Annotated in this window: 17 protein-coding genes and 1 pseudogene; 9 read left to right on the top strand and 9 right to left on the bottom strand. The window is 72.5% G+C overall.

From position 1 onward, the window contains the following. Positions 1-81: 81 nt before the first annotated feature. The gene (locus tag ACIRYZ_RS02460) at positions 82-870 is read right to left on the bottom strand and encodes an alpha/beta fold hydrolase (RefSeq protein WP_402938445.1); all 789 of its coding nucleotides are present in this window, start codon (positions 868-870) and stop codon (positions 82-84) included. A 165-nt stretch (positions 871-1,035) separates the two neighbouring features. On the opposite strand from ACIRYZ_RS02460, the gene ACIRYZ_RS02465 reads away from it, so the two are divergent. The 6 genes from ACIRYZ_RS02465 (at position 1,036) to ACIRYZ_RS02490 (ending at position 7,220) form a co-directional block, all read left to right on the top strand. Beyond that, on the top strand, positions 1,036-2,649 hold the full coding sequence (locus tag ACIRYZ_RS02465; RefSeq protein ID WP_402938448.1) for an FUSC family protein: 1,614 nt from the start codon (positions 1,036-1,038) through the stop codon (positions 2,647-2,649). Between the two features lie 41 nt (positions 2,650-2,690). Next, complete coding sequence (locus tag ACIRYZ_RS02470; protein ID WP_402938450.1) at positions 2,691-3,191, top strand: MarR family winged helix-turn-helix transcriptional regulator; 501 nt, start codon at positions 2,691-2,693, stop codon at positions 3,189-3,191. A 192-nt stretch (positions 3,192-3,383) separates the two neighbouring features. Beyond that, positions 3,384-4,346, top strand: coding sequence for an endonuclease III (gene nth / locus ACIRYZ_RS02475; RefSeq protein WP_402938453.1), 963 nt, complete (start codon positions 3,384-3,386; stop codon positions 4,344-4,346). Beyond that, positions 4,343-5,077, top strand: coding sequence for an NUDIX hydrolase (locus ACIRYZ_RS02480; protein ID WP_402938455.1), 735 nt, complete (start codon positions 4,343-4,345; stop codon positions 5,075-5,077). The genes nth and ACIRYZ_RS02480 overlap by 4 nt, the downstream gene beginning before the upstream one ends. A gap of 46 nt (positions 5,078-5,123) precedes the next feature. Then, positions 5,124-6,308 carry a MarP family serine protease gene (locus tag ACIRYZ_RS02485; RefSeq protein ID WP_402938458.1) on the top strand — a complete coding sequence of 395 codons (1,185 nt, stop codon included), beginning with the start codon at positions 5,124-5,126 and terminating at the stop codon, positions 6,306-6,308. A 210-nt stretch (positions 6,309-6,518) separates the two neighbouring features. Beyond that, positions 6,519-7,220: a metal-dependent hydrolase gene (locus tag ACIRYZ_RS02490; RefSeq protein WP_393028125.1), complete on the top strand. Its 702-nt coding sequence runs from the start codon at positions 6,519-6,521 to the stop codon at positions 7,218-7,220. Between the two features lie 37 nt (positions 7,221-7,257). Here ACIRYZ_RS02490 and ACIRYZ_RS02495 read toward each other — a convergent pair whose 3' ends face one another. The 7 genes from ACIRYZ_RS02495 to ACIRYZ_RS02525 form a co-directional block, all read right to left on the bottom strand. Next, positions 7,258-7,467 carry a hypothetical protein gene (locus ACIRYZ_RS02495; protein WP_380608686.1) on the bottom strand — a complete coding sequence of 70 codons (210 nt, stop codon included), beginning with the start codon at positions 7,465-7,467 and terminating at the stop codon, positions 7,258-7,260. A 222-nt stretch (positions 7,468-7,689) separates the two neighbouring features. Further along, on the bottom strand, positions 7,690-8,721 hold the full coding sequence (locus ACIRYZ_RS02500; protein ID WP_402938463.1) for an alpha/beta fold hydrolase: 1,032 nt from the start codon (positions 8,719-8,721) through the stop codon (positions 7,690-7,692). A 99-nt stretch (positions 8,722-8,820) separates the two neighbouring features. Continuing rightward, a complete protein-coding gene (locus tag ACIRYZ_RS02505) occupies positions 8,821-9,297 on the bottom strand; it encodes a phage holin family protein (protein ID WP_387615760.1) in 477 nt (158 codons plus the stop codon). Positions 9,298-9,529: 232 nt separating this feature from the next. After that, on the bottom strand, positions 9,530-10,906 hold the full coding sequence (gene nhaA / locus ACIRYZ_RS02510) for a Na+/H+ antiporter NhaA (protein ID WP_402938466.1): 1,377 nt from the start codon (positions 10,904-10,906) through the stop codon (positions 9,530-9,532). 474 nt (positions 10,907-11,380) lie between these two features. Continuing rightward, entirely contained in the window at positions 11,381-13,336 is a 1,956-nt protein-coding gene (gene acs / locus ACIRYZ_RS02515; protein WP_402938469.1) for an acetate--CoA ligase, read from the bottom strand. Between the two features lie 242 nt (positions 13,337-13,578). Next, complete coding sequence (locus ACIRYZ_RS02520; protein WP_402938472.1) at positions 13,579-15,954, bottom strand: SulP family inorganic anion transporter; 2,376 nt, start codon at positions 15,952-15,954, stop codon at positions 13,579-13,581. Between the two features lie 426 nt (positions 15,955-16,380). Continuing rightward, positions 16,381-17,412: an ATP-binding protein gene (locus tag ACIRYZ_RS02525; protein ID WP_402938474.1), complete on the bottom strand. Its 1,032-nt coding sequence runs from the start codon at positions 17,410-17,412 to the stop codon at positions 16,381-16,383. Positions 17,413-17,629: 217 nt separating this feature from the next. Here ACIRYZ_RS02525 and ACIRYZ_RS02530 point away from each other — a divergent pair, with 217 nt between their 5' ends. Continuing rightward, positions 17,630-18,520 (top strand): oxidoreductase, encoded by an 891-nt coding sequence (locus ACIRYZ_RS02530; RefSeq protein WP_402938477.1) that lies wholly within the window; start codon positions 17,630-17,632, stop codon positions 18,518-18,520. 347 nt (positions 18,521-18,867) lie between these two features. Here the strand turns inward: ACIRYZ_RS02530 and ACIRYZ_RS02535 are convergent, their stop codons facing one another. Then, entirely contained in the window at positions 18,868-19,665 is a 798-nt protein-coding gene (locus tag ACIRYZ_RS02535; RefSeq protein ID WP_402938538.1) for an HAD family hydrolase, read from the bottom strand. An 825-nt stretch (positions 19,666-20,490) separates the two neighbouring features. Here ACIRYZ_RS02535 and ssd point away from each other — a divergent pair. Together ssd and ACIRYZ_RS02545 are read left to right on the top strand one after the other, a co-directional pair. Further along, a pseudogene (ssd, locus tag ACIRYZ_RS02540) lies at positions 20,491-21,141 on the top strand (septum site-determining protein Ssd); the annotation flags it as partial. A 190-nt stretch (positions 21,142-21,331) separates the two neighbouring features. Further along, a partial coding sequence (locus ACIRYZ_RS02545) for a site-specific integrase (RefSeq protein ID WP_402938479.1) occupies positions 21,332-22,682 on the top strand: 1,351 nt, incomplete at its 3' end.

Consider the following 22,682-nt stretch of genomic DNA (forward strand, 5'->3'; position numbering starts at 1 on the left):
AGGACGCGGATGCGAACGGGGGTTCACGGACTCCCGGGCTCTTCGGTCCCCCGGCTCCCCCGGGTCGCCCGGCTCCAGGCCTCAGGCGTAGAACTTCAGCAGCTCCGGCACCAGCGCCTCGGCCGCCACCTCGTGGGTCTGGTCGGCCAGCGTCCGGTACTCGGCGCCCGGCACGGCCGCCGCCACCGCGCGGGAGGGCGCCCGCAGCAGTTCCGGGCTGGCGCCGCCGTCCAGGACCAGGGTCGGCACGGTGATCCCGGCCAGGAGGTCGACCGGGACGGTCGCGCCGGTCCGCGCGCCGAGCGCCGCCGCGTCGTACGCCAGGGTCGGTGCGACCGCCTCGAACACCGGCCACACCGGGGCGGAGCGCATCCCGTCCACCATCTCCCCGGGCATCCCGACGAAGGTCATGAAGGCCGCGACGGCGTCCCCGCGCCGCCCCTCGGCGAGCGCCGCCTCCAGCTCGGTGACGTACCCGACGAAGCGCTCGCTCTGCCCCTCCTCGGTGCTGAAGGGCGGCTCGTAGACGGCGAGTCGGGTCATGCCGACGCCTGCGGCGGCGGCCCGCAGCGCGAGTGCGGCGCCCGAGGAGATGCCGAAGACGCGGGCCGACCCTCCGGCGGCCGCGATGACCGCCGCCAGGTCCTCGATCTCGCGCTCCACGGCGAACGGCGCGGTGTCCCCGCTGCCGCCGCGGCCGCGCCGGTCGTAGGCCCACACGGTGTGGTGGGCCGAGAGCTGCTCGGCGACCGCGACGCCCGGGTCGAAGCCGCGGTGGCCGATCGCCCCGTCCACCAGCACGACGGCCGGGCCGGAGCCGGTGACGGTGCAGGCGAGGGTGGTGCCGTCGGTGGAGACCACGGTGTTCATGGGGTGTTCCTTCTGTCGAGCGAGTCGGTCACAGGGGTAGACCGGGGCTCGCCGCAGAACTCATCGCTCTCGTCGGAAAATTTTTCGACGAGTTCTGAGCCGGGGGCGCAAGTGTCTCCTCGCGGGCACATGTTTCACAGGTAAATTACCTGTTAATCTTTTTGTATGGCCACAACCGCCCAGTTCCGGCAGGCTCTCCGGGTCGGTCCGCCCGGAGACGGCTGGCACAAGCCCGCACTCAGCGCCGTGGTGACCCTCGGCACCCTCAACCTCACCCTGTTCGCCCTCGGCCGGCTCGACCTCGCGCTCTACACCTCGGCCGGCGGCCTCGGCGCGCTGTACGGGCACGGCCTGCCCTACCGCGCCCGGGCCCGGACGCTGGCCGCCGTGCTGCTCGGTACCGTCCTCAGCACCGGCGCCGCCCTCACCGCCGCCGCGCTCACCCGCGACGCCGTCGTACTGGTCGCGGTGGCGGCCGCGCTCGCCGCGCTGCACAAGCTGCTCTGCGACGCCGCCCGGATCGGCCCGCCCGGCAGCCTGATCATCACCTTCACCACCGCCAGCTGCGCCTTCGTCCCCCAGCGGCTCCCCGACCTCGCACCGCACCTGGCACTCACCGTGCTCGGCGCCGCACTGGCCTGGCTGGTCTGCATGGCCCCCGCGACGCTGCGCCCGTACGGCCCGGAGCGGATCGCCACCGCCCGCGCGCTGGAAGCCGCCGCCCGACTGCTGCGCACCGCGCCCGGCGCGCCGGACGCCGCCGCCCGTACCGCCCTGGTCGGCGCGGTCGACGCGGCCCGGCACAGCCTCGCGCTCTCCTCCCCGGCCCGGCGGCGCGCCCTCGGGGACGCGCCCGAGCGGCTGCTCGTCCACGCCGAGGCGGCCCTCGCCGCACCCGCCGGGCCGACGGTCGCCGAGCGGTACGTCGCCTGGGCCCGGGACCTGCGGTGCGGCCGCGCCCTGCCGCTGCTGGACCTCACCGAGGCGGAGGCCGCTGACCTGCGCGCCCGCCGGCCCGGCCCCCGGCCCTCGCCGCGTGCCGCGCTGCGGCCCGGCTCGGTGCTGCTGCCGATCGGCCTGCGGGTCGCGGTCGGCTGCGCCGCCGCCGGCTGGCTCTCGCTGGCGCTCGGCGTCGGCCGCCCGTACTGGGCGGTGGTCACCGCGGCCTCGGTGTTCCAGGCCAACAGCACGCTCTCCTGGCAGCGCGCGCTGCAGCGGGTGCTCGGCAACCTGCTCGGCCTGGCGCTGTTCACCGCCGCGCTGCCGCTCGCCCACTCCGGCCCCGTGGCGCTCATCGTGCTCGGGCTGATCTGCCAGTTCGGCGCGGAGGCCACGATCGCCCGCAGCTACTGGCTGGCCACCGTCTTCGTCACCCCGATGGCACTGCTGATGACCGAGTTCGCCGGCCTGCAACCCGCCCGGACCCTGGTCGCCGACCGCTGGCTGGACACCTGCGTCGGCGCGCTCACCGGGCTCGCCGCCTGCCTGCTGGTCACCAACCGCCGTACCGCCGCCCGGCTCTCCCGGGCCCTGGCCGGGGCCGAGACCGCCACCCGCGAGGCCCGGTCCGCCGTCGCGGCGGCCGGCTCCGAGGCCGTGACCGCCCGGACCGGGCTGGCCACCGCCCTGCTGGAACTGCGCGAGGCCGCCGACACCGCGACCGGCGAGTGGCGCCGACCGGCCCTCCCGCACCAGCGCGCCGCCGACACCGAGCGGCACGCCCACCACCTGCTGGCGGCCCTGCTGGAGCGCCGGGGAGCCGGAGTGCGCGCCGTCTAGGATCGAACGAACGGGTCGGTCGCGGAACGGGAGCAGCGCACGTGGAGGACGTCGTCGCAGGTGTGCTGCGCCAGTGGGAGCGCGCCTACCCGGGCCTGGACACCGGCCCGATCGCCGTCCTCGGCCGGATCAACCGCTGCGCCGCGCTGCTCCAGCAGACCCCCGACCCGCTCACCCGGGCCGGCCTCACCCGCGCCGAGTTCGACATCCTCGGCGCCCTGCGCCGGGTCGACCGCGAGCTGACCCCCACCCAGCTGGCCCGCGAGAGCTTCGCCTCCGGCGCCGCCGTGACCAAGCGCCTGCGGCTGCTGGAGGAACGCGCTCTGGTCAGCCGCCGCCCCGACGACCGCGACCGCCGGGTCGCCCACCTCTCGCTCACCGACGCCGGACGGGAGCTGGTCGACGGCCTGATCCAGGAACTCGTCGCGTACGACCGCGCGCTGCTCTCCGGTCTCACCCCCGACGAGCAGGACCGCCTCGCCGAGGCGCTGGCCGGGCTGCTCAACACCCTTGAGGGCACCATCGGCCGCGCTCTCCGGTGACCACCCCCGGAGGCGCCGGCCGGGGCGAGCGGCCCCGGCCGCACGACGGCAGTGTCCTCGGCCGACAGGGTCCTGACCATCCGATCTCGGCCCCGGCCGAACCGCTGTCACCGGAGAACGGCGTCCCCGGCAGGGCGGTTTCCGTTGCATGATCGGCCCCAAGCGGTGCGCCGCTCGGCGTAGCCTTCGTGCATGGCAGAGAGCAAGGCCCGGAAGACCGCGACCAAGGCCCCCGCCAAGGCGGCGGCTCAGAAGCCGACCGCGAAGCGGGCAGCCGTGAAGTCGGCCGTAGGACCGGCCTCGAAGTCGGCCGTGAAACCGGCTTCGAAGCCCGCCGTGAAGCCGAGGAAGCCGGAGTCGCAGCTGGCGATGGTGCGGCGGGCCCGGCGGATCAACCGCGAGCTGGCGGAGCTGTACCCGTACGCTCATCCGGAGCTGGACTTCGAGAGCCCGTTCCAACTGCTGGTGGCCACCGTGCTGTCGGCGCAGACCACCGACCTGCGGGTGAACCAGACCACCCCGGCGCTGTTCGCCAGGTACCCGACGCCCGAGGACATGGCGGCGGCGAACCCGGAGGAGCTGGAGGAGATCATCCGCCCGACCGGCTTCTTCCGGAACAAGGCGAAGTCGCTGATCGGCCTCTCGATCGCGCTGCGCGACGAGTTCGGCGGCGAGGTCCCGGGCCGGCTGGACGACCTGGTGACCCTGCCCGGCGTCGGCCGCAAGACCGCCAACGTCGTCCTCGGCAACGCCTTCGGAGTCCCCGGCATCACCGTGGACACCCACTTCGGACGGCTGGCCCGGCGGTTCGGCTGGACCACCGAGGAGGACCCGGTGAAGGTCGAGCTGGCCGTCGCCGAGATCTTCCCGAAGTCGGAGTGGACGATGCTCTCGCACCGGGTGGTCTTCCACGGCCGCCGGATCTGCCATTCGCAGAAGCCCGCCTGCGGGGCCTGCCCGATCGCGCCGCTCTGCCCCGCGTACGGGGAAGGCGAGACCGACCCGGAGAAGGCCCGCAAGCTGCTCAAGTACGAGATGGGCGGCCAGCCCGGCCAACGGCTGAAGCCACCGTCGGACTTCCCCGGCGAGGCGGCCGCCCGGGCCGACGCCGCCGCCCACCAGGGGCAGGTCGCGGACCTGGCGGTGGGCGCATGACGGCGGGCGCCATCGAGCGGGACGGCCTGCCGGCCTGGTTGCAGCCGGTCCGGGACGCGGCCGAGCGGGTGCTGCCCGAGCAGCTGAGCCGCTTCCTGCCGCCGCACGAGGGCGGCCGGGCGGCCGCGGTGCTGATGCTGTTCGGCGAGGGCCCGGACGGTCCGGACGTGCTGCTGATCGAGCGGGCCCGTTCGCTGCGCTCGCACGCCGGCCAGCCGTCCTTCCCGGGCGGCGCGCTGGACCCGGAGGACGGCGACCCGGACGGCCCCGGCCCGATCGCGGCGGCGCTGCGCGAGGCCTGGGAGGAGACCGGCCTGGACCCGGCCGGGGTGCAGGTCTTCGCGGAGCTGCCCCGGCTGTACATCCCGGTGAGCCGCTTCGTGGTGACCCCGGTGCTGGGCTGGTGGCGCGAGGAGTCGCCGGTGCGCCCGGTGGACCGGGGCGAGACCGGCGCGGTGTTCCGGGTGTCGATCGCCGACCTCGCCGACCCGGCGAACCGGGTCCGGCTGCGGCACCCGTCCGGGCACATCGGGCCGGCCTTCGCGGTCGCCGGGCGGCTGGTCTGGGGCTTCACCGCCGGGGTGATCGACCGGGTGCTGCACCACAGCGGCCTGGAGCTGCCCTGGGACCCGTCCCGGATCGTCGACCTCTCGGACGAGGCACTCGCGCTGGTCCAGGGTGACCTCGAGCACTCCCGCGCCCTGCCGGGCGGCGACGCCGGCACCTCGTGACGGGCCGTCGGCGCGGCGGGTCCGCGAAGCGTGGGAGGGTGTCGGAGTGAACGTCCTGGATGTGCTGCTGATCCTCGCCGCCGTCGGATTCGCCATTTCGGGCTACCGGCAGGGCTTCGTGGTGGGCGTCCTGTCGCTCGTCGGCTTCCTCGGCGGCGGTCTGCTGGCCGTCCAGCTGCTGCCGCTGCTGCTCGACCACCTCAGCCCCGGCACCACGGCCTCGGTGGTGGCCGTCGTGGTGGTGATCACCTTCGCCGCGATCGGCCAGGCGATCACCGCGCACTTCGGCTGGAAGCTGCGCGGGCACATCGACCGCCGCCCGGCCCGGGTGCTGGACGCGTCCGGCGGCGCGGTGGTCAACGTGATCTCGATGCTGCTGGTGGCCTGGCTGATCGGTTCCGCGCTGGCCGGGACGTCCCTGCCGACGGTCTCCAAGCAGGTCCGATCCTCGGCGATCCTCGGCGGCGTCCAGAGCGCGCTGCCCGGCGACGCGCCGAACTGGTTCTCGGACTTCTCCAAGGTGCTCGCCCGCAACGGCTTCCCGCAGGTGTTCAACCCCTTCGAGCACGAGCCGATCACCCAGGTCGACACCCCCGACCCGGCGCTGGCCGGCAGCGCGGCGGTGGCCAAGGCCCGGCAGAGCCTGGTCAAGGTGGTCGGCACCGCGACCTCCTGCGGCAAGACCCTGGAGGGCAGTGGCTTCGTCTTCGCCCCGCACCGGGTGATGACCAACGCCCACGTGGTCGGCGGCGTCGACGAGCCGACCGTGCAGATCGGCGGCGTCGGCCAGCTGTACGACGCGACGGTGGTCCGCTACGACTGGCAGCGCGACATCGCCGTCCTGGACGTGCCCAAGCTGAACGCGCCCCCGCTGACCTTCGCGGGCGAGGCCAAGACCAACGACAGCGCGATCGTCGCGGGCTTCCCCGAGAACGGCGCCTTCAACGTCCAGCCCGCCCGCATCCGCGGCCGGATCCAGGCCAACGGCCCGGACATCTACCACCGCGGCCAGGTGGTGCGCGACGTGTACTCGGTGCGCTCGCTGGTCCGCCAGGGCAACAGCGGCGGCCCGCTGCTCACCCCGGACGGCCAGGTGTACGGCGTGGTGTTCGCCAAGTCCCTGGACAGCGGGGACACCGGATACGTGCTGACCTCGGCCGAGGTGCGCGAGGACGCGCAGGCGGGCAGCACCGCGAACACCCGGGTGGACACCCAGGGCTGCGCGCTCTGAGGCTGGTCGTTCGGCCGGTGCGGCGCCGGGTGTCCTGGTTCGCCGACGCTGGTCGTTCGGCCGGTGCGGCGCTGGTGGGGCGTCGGCGCGGCGCCGGTGCGGAATCCGTCGCACCGTCAGTCCGCCCTGGTAGCCTCGGCCGCGCTCACCCGTTCGGCTCAACCGGGCGCCGTCCCCGGAGTGAGCTCAACGGGAGGTCGTGGTAGTCCGATGATGGGTCATTCGCACGCGGTGAGCGGGGCGATGCTGTACGCGGCCTCCGCTCCGTTCCTGCCCCCGCTGCTGCTGCACACCACGCTGCAGCCGGCGGACATACTGATGGGCACGGTGCTGTGCGCGGGCGCGGCGCTGCTGCCGGACCTCGACCACCACGACGGCTCGATCGCCAACTTCCTCGGCCCGGTCTCCAAGGCGCTCTGCCGCTTCGTGGCCTGGGCCTCCGGCGGTCACCGGCACGCCACCCACTCGCTGCTGTTCGTCGCGCTGATGGGCGGCGGCACCTGGGCCGGCGTCACCTACCTGGGCCGCTACTTCACGCTCGGGCTGACGTTCTTCCTGCTGGCGCTCGCGATCAAGGCCCTGCGGCTGTGCCCGCCGGGCCACGGCCCGGAGGTGTGGATCACCGTCATCGGCCTGTCCGCGCTCGGCACCTTCGGGATGAACACCTGGATGCCCAACTCGCCCGGCTGGCTGCCGTACGCGGCGGCGCTGGGCACCCTGGCGCACCTGCTGGGCGACTGTCTGACCAAGAAGGGCGCGCCGCTGCTGTGGCCGCACAAGGAGCGCTACGAGATCGTGCTGATCAAGCGCAGCGGCAACAACGTCGAGACCAAGGTGCTGGTGCCGATCATGTCGGTGGCGACCTTCGTCCTGCTCTGGTTCACCGCGCTGTCCCCGACCATGGTGAACTGACCGGCTGTTGACCAGCCTGCCGAAGCGGCGCGAGACCTCAGGTCTCGCGCCGCAGTCGTGCGCCCACCCACCGGGCGCGCCGGCCGAGGATGCGGGGGATGCCGAGCTGCCGCTGCGCCCCGCGCTGACGGCCGTCGAGGCCCTCGAAGCCGAGGTCCTCCGCCCAGTCCGGGCGGGGCGCGGAACGCTGGGGGCTGTTGTGGCGTCGGCCGCGCGGGGCGGCGCCGCGATCGGGCATCCAGGTCATACCGGAATTGATGCCCCTGGGCCGGTGAGGGTAACCGCCCGGGTCCGTCGAAATTGGCCTATGCGCTTGTCATATGAGTTTTGCGACAAGGGGGTTGGGCCAAAGGTCCCTTCCTCGACGCCCCGGTCGATTCCCGGAATGAGCCCTTGGCCGATCATCGCGGCCGATCCCTGGCCGATCCCGGGGCCGATCCCGTGGGCTGATCCCCTGCGGCCCGGACGGTCAGTCCTTGTGGCGGCCCACCCAGTCCAGCAGCTCGGCCGTGAACTCCTCCGGCGCCTCCTCGTGCGGGAAGTGCCCGACCCCCGGCAGCAGCCGCCAACGGTACGGCGCCGCCACGTACTCGCCGCCGCCGAGCGCGGTGTGCGACAGCAGCACCGGGTCCGCGGCGCCCTGGACGTGCAGCGTCGGCGCGGTGATCGGCTTCTTCATCCGCCGGGCGAACTGGATGCCGTCCGGGCGGGCCATCGAGCGCAGCAGCCAACGGTACGGCTCGATCGAGCAGTGCGCGGTGCTGGGGATCTGGATCGCCTGCCGGTACGCGTGCACCGCCGTCCCGTCAATCTTGGTCGGCCCGGTCCACTCGTCCAGGTAGCGGCCGACCAGCGCGGCGTCGTCGGCCACCAGACGGCGTTCCGGTATCCACGGCCGCTGGAAGCCCAGCACGTGCTCGAAGGCGGCCATCTGCTTGCGGTCGGTCAGCAGCGCCCGGCGCAGGTCCCGGGGGTGCGCGGCGGAGACCACGGTGAGGCTCTGGATCACCGACGGGCGCATCACCGCCGCCACCCAGGCCAGGGTGCCGCCCGAGGCGTGCCCGACCAGGTGCGCCCGGCGCTCGCCGAGCGAGCGGATCACACCGGTGATGTCCAGGGCGAGGTTGCCCGGGTCGTAGCCGCGCGGGGTGCGGTCGCTGCCGCCGATGCCGCGCAGGTCGAGCGCCACCGCGCGGTAGCCGGCCTCGGCGAGCGCGGTCAGCTGGTGGCGCCAGGCCCACCAGTACTCGGGCCAGCCGTGCACCAGCAGCACCAGCGGGCCGGAGCCCAGCTCGGCGATGTGGAAGCGGGCGCCGTTGGCCGCGAGGTCGCGGTGCGTCCACGGGCCGGACTGCCGGATGCTCCAGGCCTCGGCGGGCTCCTGCCCGGTCTCCTGCCCGGTCTCCTGCCCGGTCTCCTGTTCCGGGGCCAGCTCGGGGCCGGAGTCGGGGCCGGAATCGGCGGACGGCTGCGCGGGCGCGGGCTTCTGGTCAAGCGGCATACCGAGAGCGTGTCACATCCGTGCGCCGGACACGCGCCCGGCACTCGCCGTCGGCGGGTCCGGGTACGTGTCCGGCGGGGTCCTGCGGGGTCGGGTCCGTTACGGGATGCGGCCCAGGCCCCGGTCGATCTCCTCCTGGGTGGCCGGGCGCGGCCGGACGTTCTTCAGCACCTCGGCGGTCTTCTGGGCGCCCTCGATGGTGCGCTCGGGCTTCTGGATCTTCTTGATGAAACGCCAGGCCAGCAGCCCGACCAGCACCGCGAGGATGAAGTGGACGGCTGCCGAGAGCACGAACGACAAGCCCATCGGCACGCCCAGCCAATGGAAGAAGAAGGCGATCGCGATGCTCACCATCGGGATGGCGGCCAGGGCGAGCACCCCGGCGACGGCGAAGAAGACGCCACCGGAGACGCCGCGCTTGACGTCCGCCTTGATCTCGGACTTGGCGAGCGCGATCTCGTCGTGAACCAGCGCGGTGAGGTCGGCGGTGGCCGCCGCGAACAGCTGCCCCACCGAACGCTCGCCCTCGTAGGGCGCCCGGCCGTTGCTGGACGGGTCTGCGGCTCCTGCGGGCATCAGCGGTTCTCCTCTGCGGCTGTTGCGGCGTGACGCCGTCGCGGGTGCGGTTCCGGTGCCGGTGGGGGTCCCGGAGGCGTCAGTGGGTTGTCGACAGCTCAGAATCATGCCCCTACCGGTCAGTCGGACACCACTCCGGGGCCCTGCCGGGGGGCGTGTCCCGCTTGCGCAAGGCGTTTCCGAGCCCTCGGGGACGGGCTTCCCGCAGGCCTGCGGGAAGCCCGTCGGGGACTCAGCGGCCCGTTCCGGGGCTCTCGCCGGGTAGGTGGCGGGCGGTCTCGGAGACCCGCGCCCGCCAGGCCGGGTCGTCCTCTTGGTAGACGTCCGGGACGCCGTCGCCGTCCGAGTCCCGGTCCTCCTCGTCGCACAGCGCGCGGTAGTGCTGGTTGCGCAGCTTGAGCAGCACGGTGGCGACCAGCGCGCAGAGCAGCGAGCCGACCAGGACGGCGGTCTTGGACCGGTCGGCCAGCGCGAGGTCGTTCCGGAAGGCCAGCTCGCTGATCAGCAGCGAGACGGTGAAGCCGATGCCGGCGAGCACCGAGACGGCGAACAGGTCGGCCCACTTGAGCTGCGGGTTCAGCTCGGCCCGGGTGAACCGGGCGGCCAGCCAGGTTCCGCCGAATATGCCCACCGTCTTTCCGACCAGCAGGCCGATCACGATGCCGAGCGGGGTGGCCTGGGTGAACACCTCGCGCAGCGTCGGGCCGGAGATCGACACCCCGGCCGCGAACAGGGCGAACAGCGGGACGGCCAGCCCGGCGGAGATCGGGCGGACCAGGTGCTCGATGTGCTCGCCGGGGGAGTGCTGCTCGTCGCCCTCCCGGTGGCAGCGCAGCATCAGGCCCATCGTGACGCCCGCCACCGTGGCGTGGATGCCGCTCTCGTGCATCAGCGCCCAGACCACCACGGCCAGCGGCACGAACAGGTACCAGCCCTTCACCCCGCGCCGGTGCAGGAACCAGAACAGCACCAGGCCGGCGAAGGCCAGGCCGAGCGCCCAGAACTTGATCCCGGAGCTGTAGAAGATCGCGATGATCAGGATCGCGATCAGGTCGTCGACCACGGCCAGGGTGAGCAGGAAGGCGCGCAGCGCCGACGGGAGGTGGCTACCCACCACGGCCAGCACACCGAGCGCGAAGGCGATGTCGGTGGCGGTGGGGATGGCCCAGCCGCCGGGGTGGCCGCCGCTGCCGGAGTTGACCAGGGAGAACAGGATCGCGGGCAGGGCGACGCCGCAGACGGCGGCGATCACAGGCAGCAGCGCGGCGCTCGGGGTGCGCAGCTCGCCCGCGACGAACTCCCGCTTGAGCTCGATGCCGGCCACGAAGAAGAAGATCGTCAGCAGGCCGTCCTTGGCCCAGTCGGCCAGGGTGAGGTCGAGGTGGAGCGGGGCGGACGGGCCTACGGTGTAGTCGAGCACGCTCTCGTACGCGTGCGGCCAGACGTTGGCCCAGATCAGCGCGACCACAGCGGCGGCCAGCAGCAGCACGCCGCCGACCGTCTCGGTGCGCAGGGCGTCGGTGACGAAGGTGCGCTCGGGCAGTGACAGCCGGCCGAGAAGCTGCCGGCGGCGGGTCGTCGGCTCGTGGACGGGCGGCTGGTCGGTCACGCGGGACCTCCTGAGGGGCTGGGAGCGGCAACGGATGCACGGGTGGTGCAGTTGCCGACCAGACTTCCCGGCGCGCCCTGTGACGCCCGGATTCCTGCTCAAGGATCTTGATGCGTCCTTAACAGTCTAACGGGACGCCCGAGTGACTTCCGGATTGTCCTATCTAAGGACTTAAGCCCTGGGGGCTGGTTCTGCACTCCTGAGGAGCAACCGCCCGACCCCCGAACGGCCTCAGTCGCGTGCAGCCGCGTGACGCCTCCCCTGTCGTCGGTCGGGGGCGTCGGCCTGTCGTCGGTCGGGGGCGTCGGCCGGTCCGGTTCGGCGCGATTCGCCCTTTCTTCGTGCTGGAGGCACGACCGTGCCCGGTCGCGGCATCACCGTGCCCGAACCGGACGACGACGGGGCCCCGGGCGGTGGTGTCCGCCCGGGGCCCCGGTCACCGGCGTCGGCGTGTTCAGCCGGCGCTCAGCGGGTTCAGCTGTTGCCGCCCGACGGCGGCAGCTGGGCCTGGATCTGGCTCATCACCGTGCTGTCGGCGAGGGTGGTGGTGTCACCGACCTCGCGGCCCTCGGCGATGTCGCGCAGCAGACGGCGCATGATCTTGCCGGAGCGGGTCTTCGGCAGTTCGCCGACCACCTTGATCTGCTTCGGCTTGGCGATCGGGCCGAGCGTGCGGCCGACGTGCGCCCGCAGTTCCTCGACCAGCTCCGGGGTCTCGGTGACGCCGCCGCGCAGGATCACGAAGGCGACGATGGCCTGGCCGGTGGTGGCGTCGGTCGCGCCGACCACGGCGGACTCGGCCACCGAGGAGTGCCCGACCAGGGCCGACTCGACCTCGGTGGTGGAGATGTTGTGGCCCGAGACCAGCATGACGTCGTCCACCCGGCCGAGCAGCCAGATGTCGCCGTCCTCGTCCTTCTTGGCGCCGTCACCGGCGAAGTAGCGGCCCTCGAAGCGGGACCAGTAGGTGTCGATGTAGCGCTGGTCGTCGCCCCAGATGGTGCGGAGCATGGACGGCCACGGCTCGGTGAGCACCAGGTAGCCGCCGGAGCCGTTCGGGACCTCGTTGGCCTCGTCGTCGACCACGGTGGCCGCGATGCCCGGCAGGGCGCGCTGGGCCGAGCCCGGCTTGGTCTCGGTGACGCCCGGCAGCGGGCTGATCATCATGGCGCCGGTCTCGGTCTGCCACCAGGTGTCCACGATCGGGCACTTGCTGCCGCCGATGTGCTCCCGATACCAGATCCAGGCCTCGGGGTTGATCGGCTCGCCGACGCTGCCCAGCACCCGCAGCGAGGAGAGGTCGAACTTCGCGGGGATGTCGTCTCCCCACTTCATGAAGGTGCGGATTGCCGTCGGCGCGGTGTAGAGGATCGTCACGCCGTACTTCTGGACGATCTCCCAGAACCGGCCCTGGTGCGGGGTGTCCGGGGTGCCCTCGTAGACGACCTGGGTGGCGCCGTTGGAGAGCGGGCCGTAGACGATGTACGAGTGGCCGGTGACCCAGCCGATGTCGGCGGTGCACCAGTAGACGTCGGTCTCCGGCTTGAGGTCGAAGACCGCGTGGTGGGTGTAGCTGGCCTGGGTGAGGTAGCCGCCCGAGGTGTGCAGGATGCCCTTGGGCTTGCCGGTGGTGCCCGAGGTGTAGAGGATGAACAGCGGGTGCTCGGCGTCGTGCGGCTCGGGGGCGTGCTCGGTGGACTGGCGAGCGGTGATCTCGTGCCACCAGACGTCGCGGCCCTCGGTCCAGGCGGTCTCCTGCCCGGTGCGGCGGATCACCAGGACGTGGTCGACGCCGTCGACCTTGGTGAGCGCCTCGTCGATGGCCGGCTTGAGGGCGGAGGGCTTGCCGCGCCGGTAGCCGCCGTCGGCGGTGATGACGAGCTTGGCCTGGGCGTCCTGGATCCGGGAGGCCACGGCGTCGGCGGAGAAGCCGCCGAAGACCACCGAGTGGGTGGCGCCGATCCGGGCGCAGGCGAGCATCGCGACGACCGCCTCGGCGATCATCGGCAGGTAGACGGCCACCCGGTCGCCCTTGCGGACGCCGAGCTCCAGCAGCGCATTGGCGGCCTGCGAGACCTCGTCCTTGAGCTGGGCGTAGGTGATCGAGCGGCTGTCGCCGGGCTCGCCCTCGAAGTGGATGGCGACCCGGTCGCCCAGGCCGTTCTCGACGTGGCGGTCGACGCAGTTGTAGGCCACGTTGAGCTTGCCGTCGGCGAACCACTTGGCGAAGGGCGGGTTGGACCAGTCGAGGGTCTCGGTCGGTTCGACGGCCCAGCTCAGGCGGCGGGCCTGCTCGGCCCAGAAGCCCAGACGGTCCTCGGAAGCCTGCGCGTACGCGGCCGCGGTGACGTTGGCGGCTGCGGCGAGCTCTGCCGGCGGGGCGAAGCGCCGCTCCTCCTTGAGCAGGTTGGCCAGGCTCTCGTTGCTCAACGCGCACTCCTCATCGAGTCATGATCTGGGGCGATCCCGTGCGTGGGGAACGTCCCGTGTGTCCCAGCGCACAGCTCACCAGGTGAACGGGGCACTTGACAAGAGGCTCTTGGGAATTGGTGTAGACCTTTGACCGATTGTCGAACGGCCGACCGCGCGTTCCGCCACACCAGGGCGGCAGAACGCGCAGCGGCAGGTGGGCCCGTGCCCCGGCCCGCCCGGCGGGGACACGGACCCGGCTTTCAGGCGGCCAGCTGGGGATCCTCCCCGCTGCCCTCGGCCGGAACCCGGCCGTCCTGTCCCACCCGTTCGGCCGAAACCCCGTCGGGCCGGACCTCCGTGCGGGCCTCGACCGGGCTGAACGTCCCGGCGGCTCGGTCCAGGACGTAGGCCTGGGCGGTGGCGAAGTCGAAGTACATCCCGACCAGCCGCAGGGTGCCCTCCTCGACCCGGCGCTCCACCGCCGGGTTCGCCAACAGCTGGTCCAACTGCTGGACCACGTTGGTGATGCAGAGCTGTTCCGCGAGGTCCACCACCGGCCGGTCGGCGAACTCGGCCGGGGCCCGTCGGAGCCGGTCCAGCGAACCGCGGCCGTTGCGCAGCCAGCGGGTCAGCGGGGTGGGCGGTCCGGGACGCTCGTGCACGCCGTCCAGCAGGGCCTTCATCGCGCCGCAGCCCGAGTGCCCGCAGACCGTGATCGAGCGCACCTCCAGTGCCTCCACCGCGTACTGCACCGCGGCGGCCACCGAGTCGTCGGCCGCGCCGGGCTCGAAGGGAGCCGGCACCAGGTTGCCCACGTTGCGGACGGTGAACAGGTCGCCCGGGCCGCTGTTGGTGATCATGCTGGTGACCATCCGGGAGTCCGCGCAGGTCAGGAAGAGTTGTGAGGGCGTCTGCCCCTCCCGGGCCAGCCGGGCGAGCTCGGGCCGGATCAGCGGGGCGGTGTGCTGCTGGAACACCCGGACGCCGTCCAGCAGCCGGCCGTGCGGGTCCTCCTGCTGCTCGATGCAGTGGTGGCCGACCCAGGGGGTCCAGGCCCGGCAGCGGTGCGGGCCGGGCGAACTGCCCGCGCGGACCGTGCCGTCGGGGTCGAGCACCTCGTCGTCCGGACGCCGCGTCACCATCGAGACCCGGCCGCCCGCGGCCTGGTGTCCGGCCCGCCAGTTGTGCAGCGTCTCGTACGCGGCGTGGTCCAGGAAGGAGCCGTCGTGCACCACGGTGACCTCGGCATCCGCGGGGATCGAGGCCAGCACCCGGCTCAACCGGGGGACGGCGGTGAAGGTGAGCGGCCCGTGGGTCTGGACGGTGACCGAGCCGTCGGGGCCGGCCTCGACGTCCACATGGGCGCGGGTCAGCCGGTAGAGCGCGAGCAGCACGGCGGTGCCGGCGCCGAGCCCCACGCCCCACAGCACCCCGAGGCCCACCACACCGAGCACCGTGGTCAGGTAGACCGGGAACTCCCGGTGCCGGTGCACCTTGCGGATGTGCGCGAAGCTCACCATCTGCAGCCCGACCACCAGCACCAGCGCGGCCAGGGCCGCCAGCGGGATCCGGCGCAGTCCGCCGGTCAGTGCCAGCGCGGCGGCCAGCACCCAGGCGCCGTGCAGCACCGAGGCCCACTTGGTCTGCCCGCCGGCCCGGACGTTGGCGGTGCTGCGCACGGCGCCGCCGGCGATCGGCAGTCCGCCGACCAGGCCGCTGACCGTGTTGGCGAGGCCCTGCCCGCGCAGCTCGCGGTCGAGGTCACCGGTGCGCCGGGACATCCGGTCGACCGCGACAGCGGACAGCAGCGACTCCACGCTCGCGACGGCGGTGACGGTGAGGACGGCGGCGAGCACTCCGGTGAGCGGACCGTGCGGCAGCGCGGGCACGAGCGAGTGCGGTTGCCAGGGGGGCAGTTGGATGTGGGCGAGCCGCAGGTCCAGGGCGAGGGCGAGTGCGGTGGCGACGGCCACGGCGACCAGCGGGCCGGGCACCTTGGCCAGGCGGGCGCCGAACTCGCCCGCTCGGCCCGGGAGTCGGCCGAGCCGGGGCCAGCCCAGCAGTGTTGCCGCGGTCACCGTGCCGACCAGCAGCGCGGGCGGGTGCGGACCGGCCAACTGCCCGGGGAGGGCGAGCAGGTTGGCGATCGCGGAGCTCTGCGGGGAGCCGCCGAGGGCGACGTGCAGCTGCGCGATGGCGATGGTGAGCCCGACCCCGGCCAGCATGCCGTGCACGATCGCGGGTGAGACGGCGAGCGCCGTCCGGGCCACCCGGCGTACGCCGAGCAGGAGTTGGAGTAGCCCGGCGGCGACCGTGACGGCGCAGGTGGCCTGCCAGCCGTACTGGGCGACCAGCCCGGCGGTGATCACGGTCAGGGCGGCGGAGGGGCCGCTGACCTGGAGCGGGGTGCCGCCGAACAGTCCGACCACGATGCCGCCCACGGCTGCCGCGACGAGCCCTGCGGTGAGCGGGGCGCCGGTGGCGAGCGCGATGCCGAGTGAGAACGGCACGGCGATCAGGAAGACCACCAGGGAGGCGGAGAGGTCCTGGGCCCAGCGGACCCGGGAGTCGGGGCCCGGTGGCGCGTGGTCGGTGGTGTCGGAGGCGATGGGTGCACTGGAGATGTCGAGGGTCATGGTCTTCCCGTCTGTCCGGGGGAACGAACGCAGTCAGGTCCGGCGGTGAGTCCGGGGTGGGGCTCCGGGGCGGATCGGCTGTCGTGGGTCGCGACGGTGTGGCGGGATGGCGTGGGCGCGGCGGGGGAATGCGGGTGTCACCGACCGGCGTTGACCATCAGGCCCGCCAGGGGCCCGGGCGAGGTGCGGAATGTCTCGCGAGGGCCGTCGGGACGGACCATCAAGACTCGGTAAACCGAGAGTAATGAAAGCTTTGCACGGCGTCCTTCCCGGTGGGAAGTGGAAAACCCCTTGATTCACCCCATTGGGTGGTGTTCGAACCGGTGGGAATCTGCTGGTGGCGCCGAACGGGGCCGGGATGGCGAACGGGCCGTCGCCTCCCCCGGGGTGAGGGGGAGGCGACGGCCCGTTCTGTTCGTGGTGGGGTCAGGCGGAGGCCCCTGCCGGGGCGGCCTGCCCGCCGGCGGTCGCGAACTCGCCCGCGAACTGGCCTGCGGGTTCGCCCAGCACGAAGTTCTCGTCCACCTGGGTCGCCAGGTCGATGCCGACCTTGGCGTTGGCCCAACTCTCCGCGTTGCGCCGGTGGAAGAGCACTGCCTGCTCGGTGTACCGGCGCGCGTCGCGCCGCCCGTACGCCGCCTCGGCCTCGGCCCGCAGCAGCTCCAGCACCGCCCGGTTGGCCGGCTCCAGCGACTTCAGCGGCGGCTCGGCGCCCTGCTCCAGGCGGCGCACCCAGTCCGACTGTCCGAAGGTGGTGAGCAGGTCGTCGCCGACCTCGCGGCGCAGGAAGGCCAGGTCGTCCGGGTCCTGCACCTTGTTGCCGATCACCCGCAGCTGCACGCCGAAGTCCCGGGCGTAGTCGCGGTACTGGCGGTAGACGGAGACGCCCTTGCGGGTCGGCTCGGCCACCAGGAAGGTCAGGTCGAAGCGGGTGAACAGGCCGGAGGCGAAGGAGTCGGAGCCCGCGGTCATGTCGGTGACCAGGTACTCGTCCGGGCCGTCCACCAGGTGGTTGAGCAGCAGCTCCACCGCGCCGACCTTGGAGTGGTAGCAGGCCACCCCGAGGTCCTCCTCGGTGAACGCGCCGGTCGCCAGCAGCCGGACCGAGCCTTCGTCCAGCGCGATCGGGCGGGCGCAGGCGGCGTAGACCGGGTTCTCCTCGATGATTCGCAGCAGGCGCGAACCACGGCCGGGCGGCGTGGTTTTGATCATCTCGTCGGCCGAGCGGATCAGCGGGTTGCTGCCGCGCAGGTACTCCTTGATCTCCGGCAGGTGCGCGCCGAGCGAGGGCAGCTCGGCGGCCTGGGCATCCGTCAGGCCGAGGGCGGGGCCCAGGTGCTGGTTGATGTCGGCGTCGACGGCGATGGCCGGCCGGCCGATGGCGGCCAGGTGGCGGATGAACAGTGCGGACAGCGTGGTCTTCCCGCTGCCACCCTTGCCGACGAAGGCGATCTTCATCTGGGGCTCCGGCTCTCGCTCTGGGCCCTGGGGGCGGGCCGCGTGCTCGGGGACGCGCGTGCCGAGCGCCCCTAACTGGAAATCGTTATCGTCTCCGATAGTGGCCATGCTAGCCGGGGTTTGGGCCTCGCCGAGGGAGGGAAGTGAGGATTGCCTCTAACGGGTGATGCGGGGTTGCTGTTCCGGGAGGGGCCGCCTGTTCATTACTCTCGGGTAGGTGAGCACTGGAACAGATCCCCTCGCCCCGCTGGCCCAGCTCCCCGGGGTGCCCGACGCGGTCGCCGAGGTGCGCAAGGCCGTCGACCGGCTCTACGGTCACCGGGTGATGCGCCGCCGCGCGGCCGAGGTCACCTCCGAGTCCGCGTTGCGCGGCGCCCGTGCGTCGGCGGCCGTGGCCGGGGCCGACTGGCCGCTGGAGGAGGTCCGGCGCCGCACCGACTTCGGCGCGGACGCCGAGGCCCGGACGGTCGGCGCGGCCCTGCGGATCGCCGCCGAGGCCGGCCAGCTGCTGAGCGTCTGGCGGCACTCGCCGTTGCAGGTGCTGGCGCGGCTGCATCTGCTCGCGGTCGGTGACGCCGACCCGGCCGCCGGTCGGCCGCGACGGGCGGGGGAGGTCGCCGAGGAGCTGTTCCCGCTGGAGCTCGAGCCGGTGGACAGCGTCGAGGTCGACGTCGCGGTCGGGCCGACGCCCGTGCTGCCGCCCGCGCCGGGCGCGGAGGAGGTCGCGGCCCGGCTGGACCAGCTCTCCCGGCTGCTGGTGGCCCGTGCGGAGGGTCACGGCGTGGGGACACCAGCCCTGGTGGTCGCCTCGGTGGTGCACGGCGAACTGCTCGCGCTGCGGCCGTTCGGTGCGTACAACGGGGTGATCGCGCGGGCCGCCCAGCGGATCGTGCTGATTGCCGAGGGGCTCGATCCGAAGTCGATCTGTCCGGCCGAGGTCGGCCTGGCGGAGCTGGGCACCGACGCCTACCGGCGGGCTCTCGCGGGCTACCTGGCGGGCACGCCCGAGGGCATGGCGGCCTGGATCGCGCACTGCGGGCGGGCGCTACGGCTCGGCGTGCGCGAGAGCACCGCGGTCTGCGAGGCGATGCAGCGCGGGATGGTCTGAGCGGGCGCCCGTGGACAGGGAGATGCGGCGGCACCTGATCCTGCTGGGTGCCGCCGCTGGTGCAGATTCCGGGTGACCAAGCATGCACCGGAAGTGCCGATCAGACGGGGATCCTGCCCGTTCGTCTGGTCCGGCGGCCCGACAGCGGGTCGGCTGCATGTGGGTGCCTGGATATCTGTACACGCGGTCCGTGGGCCTGAACTGCGTTGTCGGTTTGACCTCTTCGGTCCTGACCGGGTCTCGCGGGCCGTGCTTCATTTGTATCGCGTTTCGGCCGAAAGGGGAACCCGAAACGAGAAGTCTGTGCCGATTGCCCGTTTTGTTGGACTTTGTTCTGGCCTGAGGCCTCAGACAGCGGGGCGGCGTCGGCGGGCCAGGTACCAGATGGCCCCGGCGGTCACGAGAGCCGTCCCGACCGCCACCGTGGTCAGCACCGAACCGCTCGGCGCGGAGAACTCGGGCAGCCGCCGCCGCAGTTCCACCGGCCGGTCGAAGACCAGCACCGGCCACTCCCGCGCCTGCGCCTCCTTGCGCAGCGCGCGGTCGGGGTTGACGGCCGAGGGGTGGCCGACCGCCTCCAGCAGCGGCAGGTCGGTGGACGAGTCGCTGTAGGCGTAGGACTGGGCCAGGTCGTAGCCCTCCGTCTCGGCCAACTCCCGGATGGCGGCGGCCTTGTTCTCGGCGTAGGCGTAGTACTCGATCTCGCCGGTGTAGCAGCCGTCCTCGACGTGGAGCCGGGTGGCGATCACATGGTCCGCGCCGAGCAGCGCGCCGATCGGCTCGACCACCTCGGAGCCGGAGCTGCTGACGATCACCACGTCCCGGCCGGCCGCGTGGTGCTGCTCGATCAGCGAGGCGGCCTCGTCGTAGATGATCGGATCGATCAGGTTGTGCAGCGTCTCGGCGACGATCTCGCGGACCTGCTGGACGTTCCAGCCCCGGGTGAGCGCGGAGAGGTACTCGCGCATCTTCTCCATCTGGTCGTGGTCCGCGCCGCCGACCAGGAAGACGAACTGCGCGTACGCGCTGCGCAGTACCGCCCGACGGTTGATCAGGCCGCCCTGGTAGAAGGGGCGGCTGAAGGCCAACGCGCTCGACTTGGCGATGATGGTCTTGTCGAGGTCGAAGAAGGCGGCCGTGCGCAGCCCGCTCGGCCGGGGGCGGGCGGGTGCGACCGGTTCCCCGGGCCCGGTGGTGCCGCCCTGGGACTCGTCGGCGTGGTCGTCGGCGTTCTCGGTGGTGTCCACGGGAACCGAGGATAGAGGGAGCCGCAAAACACCCCGCCATTCGGCGTACTCGCGGGCGTGCGGGTTTGTGTTTCTGGCCGCTCGGGTACACCATGGAAGTCACGGATCGTTCGCGACCGTGCTAACCCGGTCCGGCTCCTCCCCCCCGAGTCGGGCTGTGGATAGACGACCCCCGCTCTCCCCCCCGGCGGGGGTCGTCGCACGTCCGGGGCCATTTTCAGGGCTTGAAAGTCCTTCGCGGCGGCTTCCGTGACCGTCCGGCCGACGGTGTGCAGGGGGTGCCGACGGCTCGCTCCGTCCACCACCTTTCGTCACTCTACGTTGCCGTTTGCTCATGGCTCACACGGCCCACGCGGCTGGTTCCGATCAGCTCCGCCGGACCGTCGCGGTGGGGTGCGCGGAAGGCTGCGAGGGGGTGTCGGGAGAGTGTTCGGCCGGGGTGCGGTGAGTGGCCGGTTCATCTCCGTGACCCCCTTTCGTCAATTCTTCGCCGATTAGCCCCCCGCCCGGGTGAACGTTTTCATCCACAACCCACGAGTTATCCACAGGCAATCGGAACGTGGATGACGGAATCCGGATCTCCCCCCACCGTGATGGTCGGCGGCGGTCGCCGGGCAGGGCCTCATCCCCCTTCTCTCCGGAGGTCTGCCGGGCGACCGTCCGCCGCAACCGTCCGAAGCGCGCCCCGCCCCTGGTGGCCGGCGGCGCAGAGGGGAGAGCACCATGTCGACGCCGATCGCCGACCACCTCACCACCGAAGGCCCCGAGGCCGGCGGGCCGCTCGTCGTCACCGAGGACGAGGGCCTGGCCGAGCACCTGCTGCGGCTCTGCGCGGCGGCGGGCACCGAGCCTCGACTGATCCGCGGCGCGCCGCCGACGCGTGAGCTGTGGGAGGGCGCGCCGCTGATCCTGGTCGGGGACGACCAGGCGGAGCGCTGCGCCGGACTGGGCAGGCGCGGCGGGGTGCTGCTGCTCGGGCTGGACCTGGACGACCCCGGGGTGTGGGTCAGAGCGGTCCAACTCGGCGCCGAGCACGTGCTGTTCCTGCCCGATGCCGAGGCCTGGCTGCTCGACCGGATCGCCGACGCGGCCGAGGGCGTCGGTTCCCCCGCGGTCACCGTCGCCGTGCTCGGCGGCCGGGGCGGGGCCGGGGCCTCCACGCTGGCCTGCGCCCTGGCGGTCACGGCCGTGCGCACGGGTCAGCGGACCATACTCATCGACGGTGATCCGCTGGGCGGGGGCCTGGACATCCTGCTCGGCGGTGAGACGGCCCGCGGGCTGCGCTGGCCCGACCTGGCGGGTTCGCGCGGGCGGGTCAGCGGGGCCGAGCTGGCCCGCGCGCTGCCGGCGCTCAAACGGCTCTCCGCGCTGTCCTGCCTGTCCTGGGTTGTTCTTGCTTTGTGGTCGTGTCGCTTTGAGAGTCAGCTGACCTACCCAGGGCGGCGTTTGTCCGTTGCACTCTGCCGTGTGGCGTGACAGGGTCTGCGGAATGGAATATGTGTTCTATTCCTCTCGGGGGTGGGAGGACTGGGGGCTGTCCGCGAAGCCGGTGATCCCGGATGGCATGCCGGTTCTCGTCGACGATGACCTGCTGTTCGAGGACGAGCGGGGCCTGCGGCCGACCACAGTGGTGAATCAGTGGCTCCGCGAGCTTCCGACGAACGGGGCTCCGGCCCGTAACTCCTGGGAGTACTACGCCCGGACGGCCCGGGACTGGATGGAGTTCCTCGCGGGGCACGGTGTCGCCCTGTTCGACACCCGGGCCCGCTTGAAGTCGGCCCTCAGCTCCTACGCGGTCTACCGGTCGAGTGGCCCACTGGAGTGCCGGTTCGAAGCGTCGACCTGGAACCAGAACATGGGGATCCTGGGGAAGCTCTACCGCTGGGCCGTCGCCGAGGGGTATGCCGACGCCGAGCCGTTCACGTACAAGCAGGCGATCGCCTACTACGGCGAGCGCGCGGCAGAAATGCAGGTCAACCAGGCCAGGCGACGCCAGGCGAAGGCCCACGTCACCATCAAATACCTGGAGGACGACTTCGCCGACTTGTTCATCAACGCGCTGTCAGGGCTGGGGCCGGATGGCGAGGACGACACCGGCTACCGGGGGCGGGAGTTGGCGAGGAACGGGGCCGTCGGCCGGTTCGCCCTGTCATCGGGACTGCGGCTGCAGGAGTTCAGCTACCTGCTGACCTGCGAGGTCCCGAGGCTGCCACGTCGCCCGACCAAGGTGCCACTGCCTCTCCCGGTCCCGGCAGGAGTGACCAAGGGCCGTAAGTTCAGGGTCAGTTGGGTGGACTATCCCGTCCTGGCCGGGCTGCACGGCTACATCGACCTGGAGCGGGCCTTGGCCGCTGATGGTTCGCGCTGGAGGCCGCCAGCTTCATGGGGTGAGCCGTTGATCGTCACCGAGGCCGACGCCCGTGGCGGCCGGGTCAACGGGACTCGGGTCGCTTGGGAGTCCCTGGTGCCCAGCGAGCGCCGCCGACTGGTGGCGCCGGACGGCGGCTCGATGCTGCTGGCCGTACGCGCGGACGGCGGGCCCTTCACGGCCTGGCCGACGGTCTTCACCCGTACCTCGGAGCGGATCCGCGAGCGCTTCGAACCCCGCTTCCCTCAGGTGAACCCCCACCGGTTGAGGCACACGATGGCCATCCGGACCCTTGAGCGGCTTGTCCGGGGGTACTACGCCCAGGTCGCGCAACTGGTCAAGGACACCGACGACGACGCCGCGATGGCTCTCTACCTGACCAAGACGGAACCGCTGCTGGTCCTGCGTGACCTCTTGGGCCACAGCTCGGCCCTGACCACGGAAGCGTACTTGAACCCTCGGGAGTTGCATCAGATGGGCGAGAAGTCGCAGGTCGGCAGCTCACGGGAGGGGCGTGAGGCTCTCAGAAGCTACTATGCGCTGGCGG

The sequence above is a fragment of the Kitasatospora sp. NPDC101155 genome, from assembly GCF_044768305.1.
GTDB lineage: Bacteria > Actinomycetota > Actinomycetes > Streptomycetales > Streptomycetaceae > Kitasatospora.

Excerpts from the sequence above, each read along its gene's own strand:
- ACIRYZ_RS02460 (WP_402938445.1), bottom strand. The coding sequence starts at position 870 with ATGAACACCGTGGTCTCCACCGACGGCACCACCCTCGCCTGCACCGTC.
- ACIRYZ_RS02465 (WP_402938448.1), top strand. The coding sequence starts at position 1,036 with ATGGCCACAACCGCCCAGTTCCGGCAGGCTCTCCGGGTCGGTCCGCCC.
- nth (WP_402938453.1), top strand. The coding sequence starts at position 3,384 with ATGGCAGAGAGCAAGGCCCGGAAGACCGCGACCAAGGCCCCCGCCAAG.
- ACIRYZ_RS02480 (WP_402938455.1), top strand. The coding sequence starts at position 4,343 with ATGACGGCGGGCGCCATCGAGCGGGACGGCCTGCCGGCCTGGTTGCAG.
- ACIRYZ_RS02490 (WP_393028125.1), top strand. The coding sequence starts at position 6,519 with ATGATGGGTCATTCGCACGCGGTGAGCGGGGCGATGCTGTACGCGGCC.
- ACIRYZ_RS02495 (WP_380608686.1), bottom strand. The coding sequence starts at position 7,467 with ATGACCTGGATGCCCGATCGCGGCGCCGCCCCGCGCGGCCGACGCCAC.
- ACIRYZ_RS02500 (WP_402938463.1), bottom strand. The coding sequence starts at position 8,721 with ATGCCGCTTGACCAGAAGCCCGCGCCCGCGCAGCCGTCCGCCGATTCC.
- ACIRYZ_RS02505 (WP_387615760.1), bottom strand. The coding sequence starts at position 9,297 with ATGCCCGCAGGAGCCGCAGACCCGTCCAGCAACGGCCGGGCGCCCTAC.
- ACIRYZ_RS02520 (WP_402938472.1), bottom strand. The coding sequence starts at position 15,954 with ATGACCCTCGACATCTCCAGTGCACCCATCGCCTCCGACACCACCGAC.
- ACIRYZ_RS02525 (WP_402938474.1), bottom strand. The coding sequence starts at position 17,412 with ATGAAGATCGCCTTCGTCGGCAAGGGTGGCAGCGGGAAGACCACGCTG.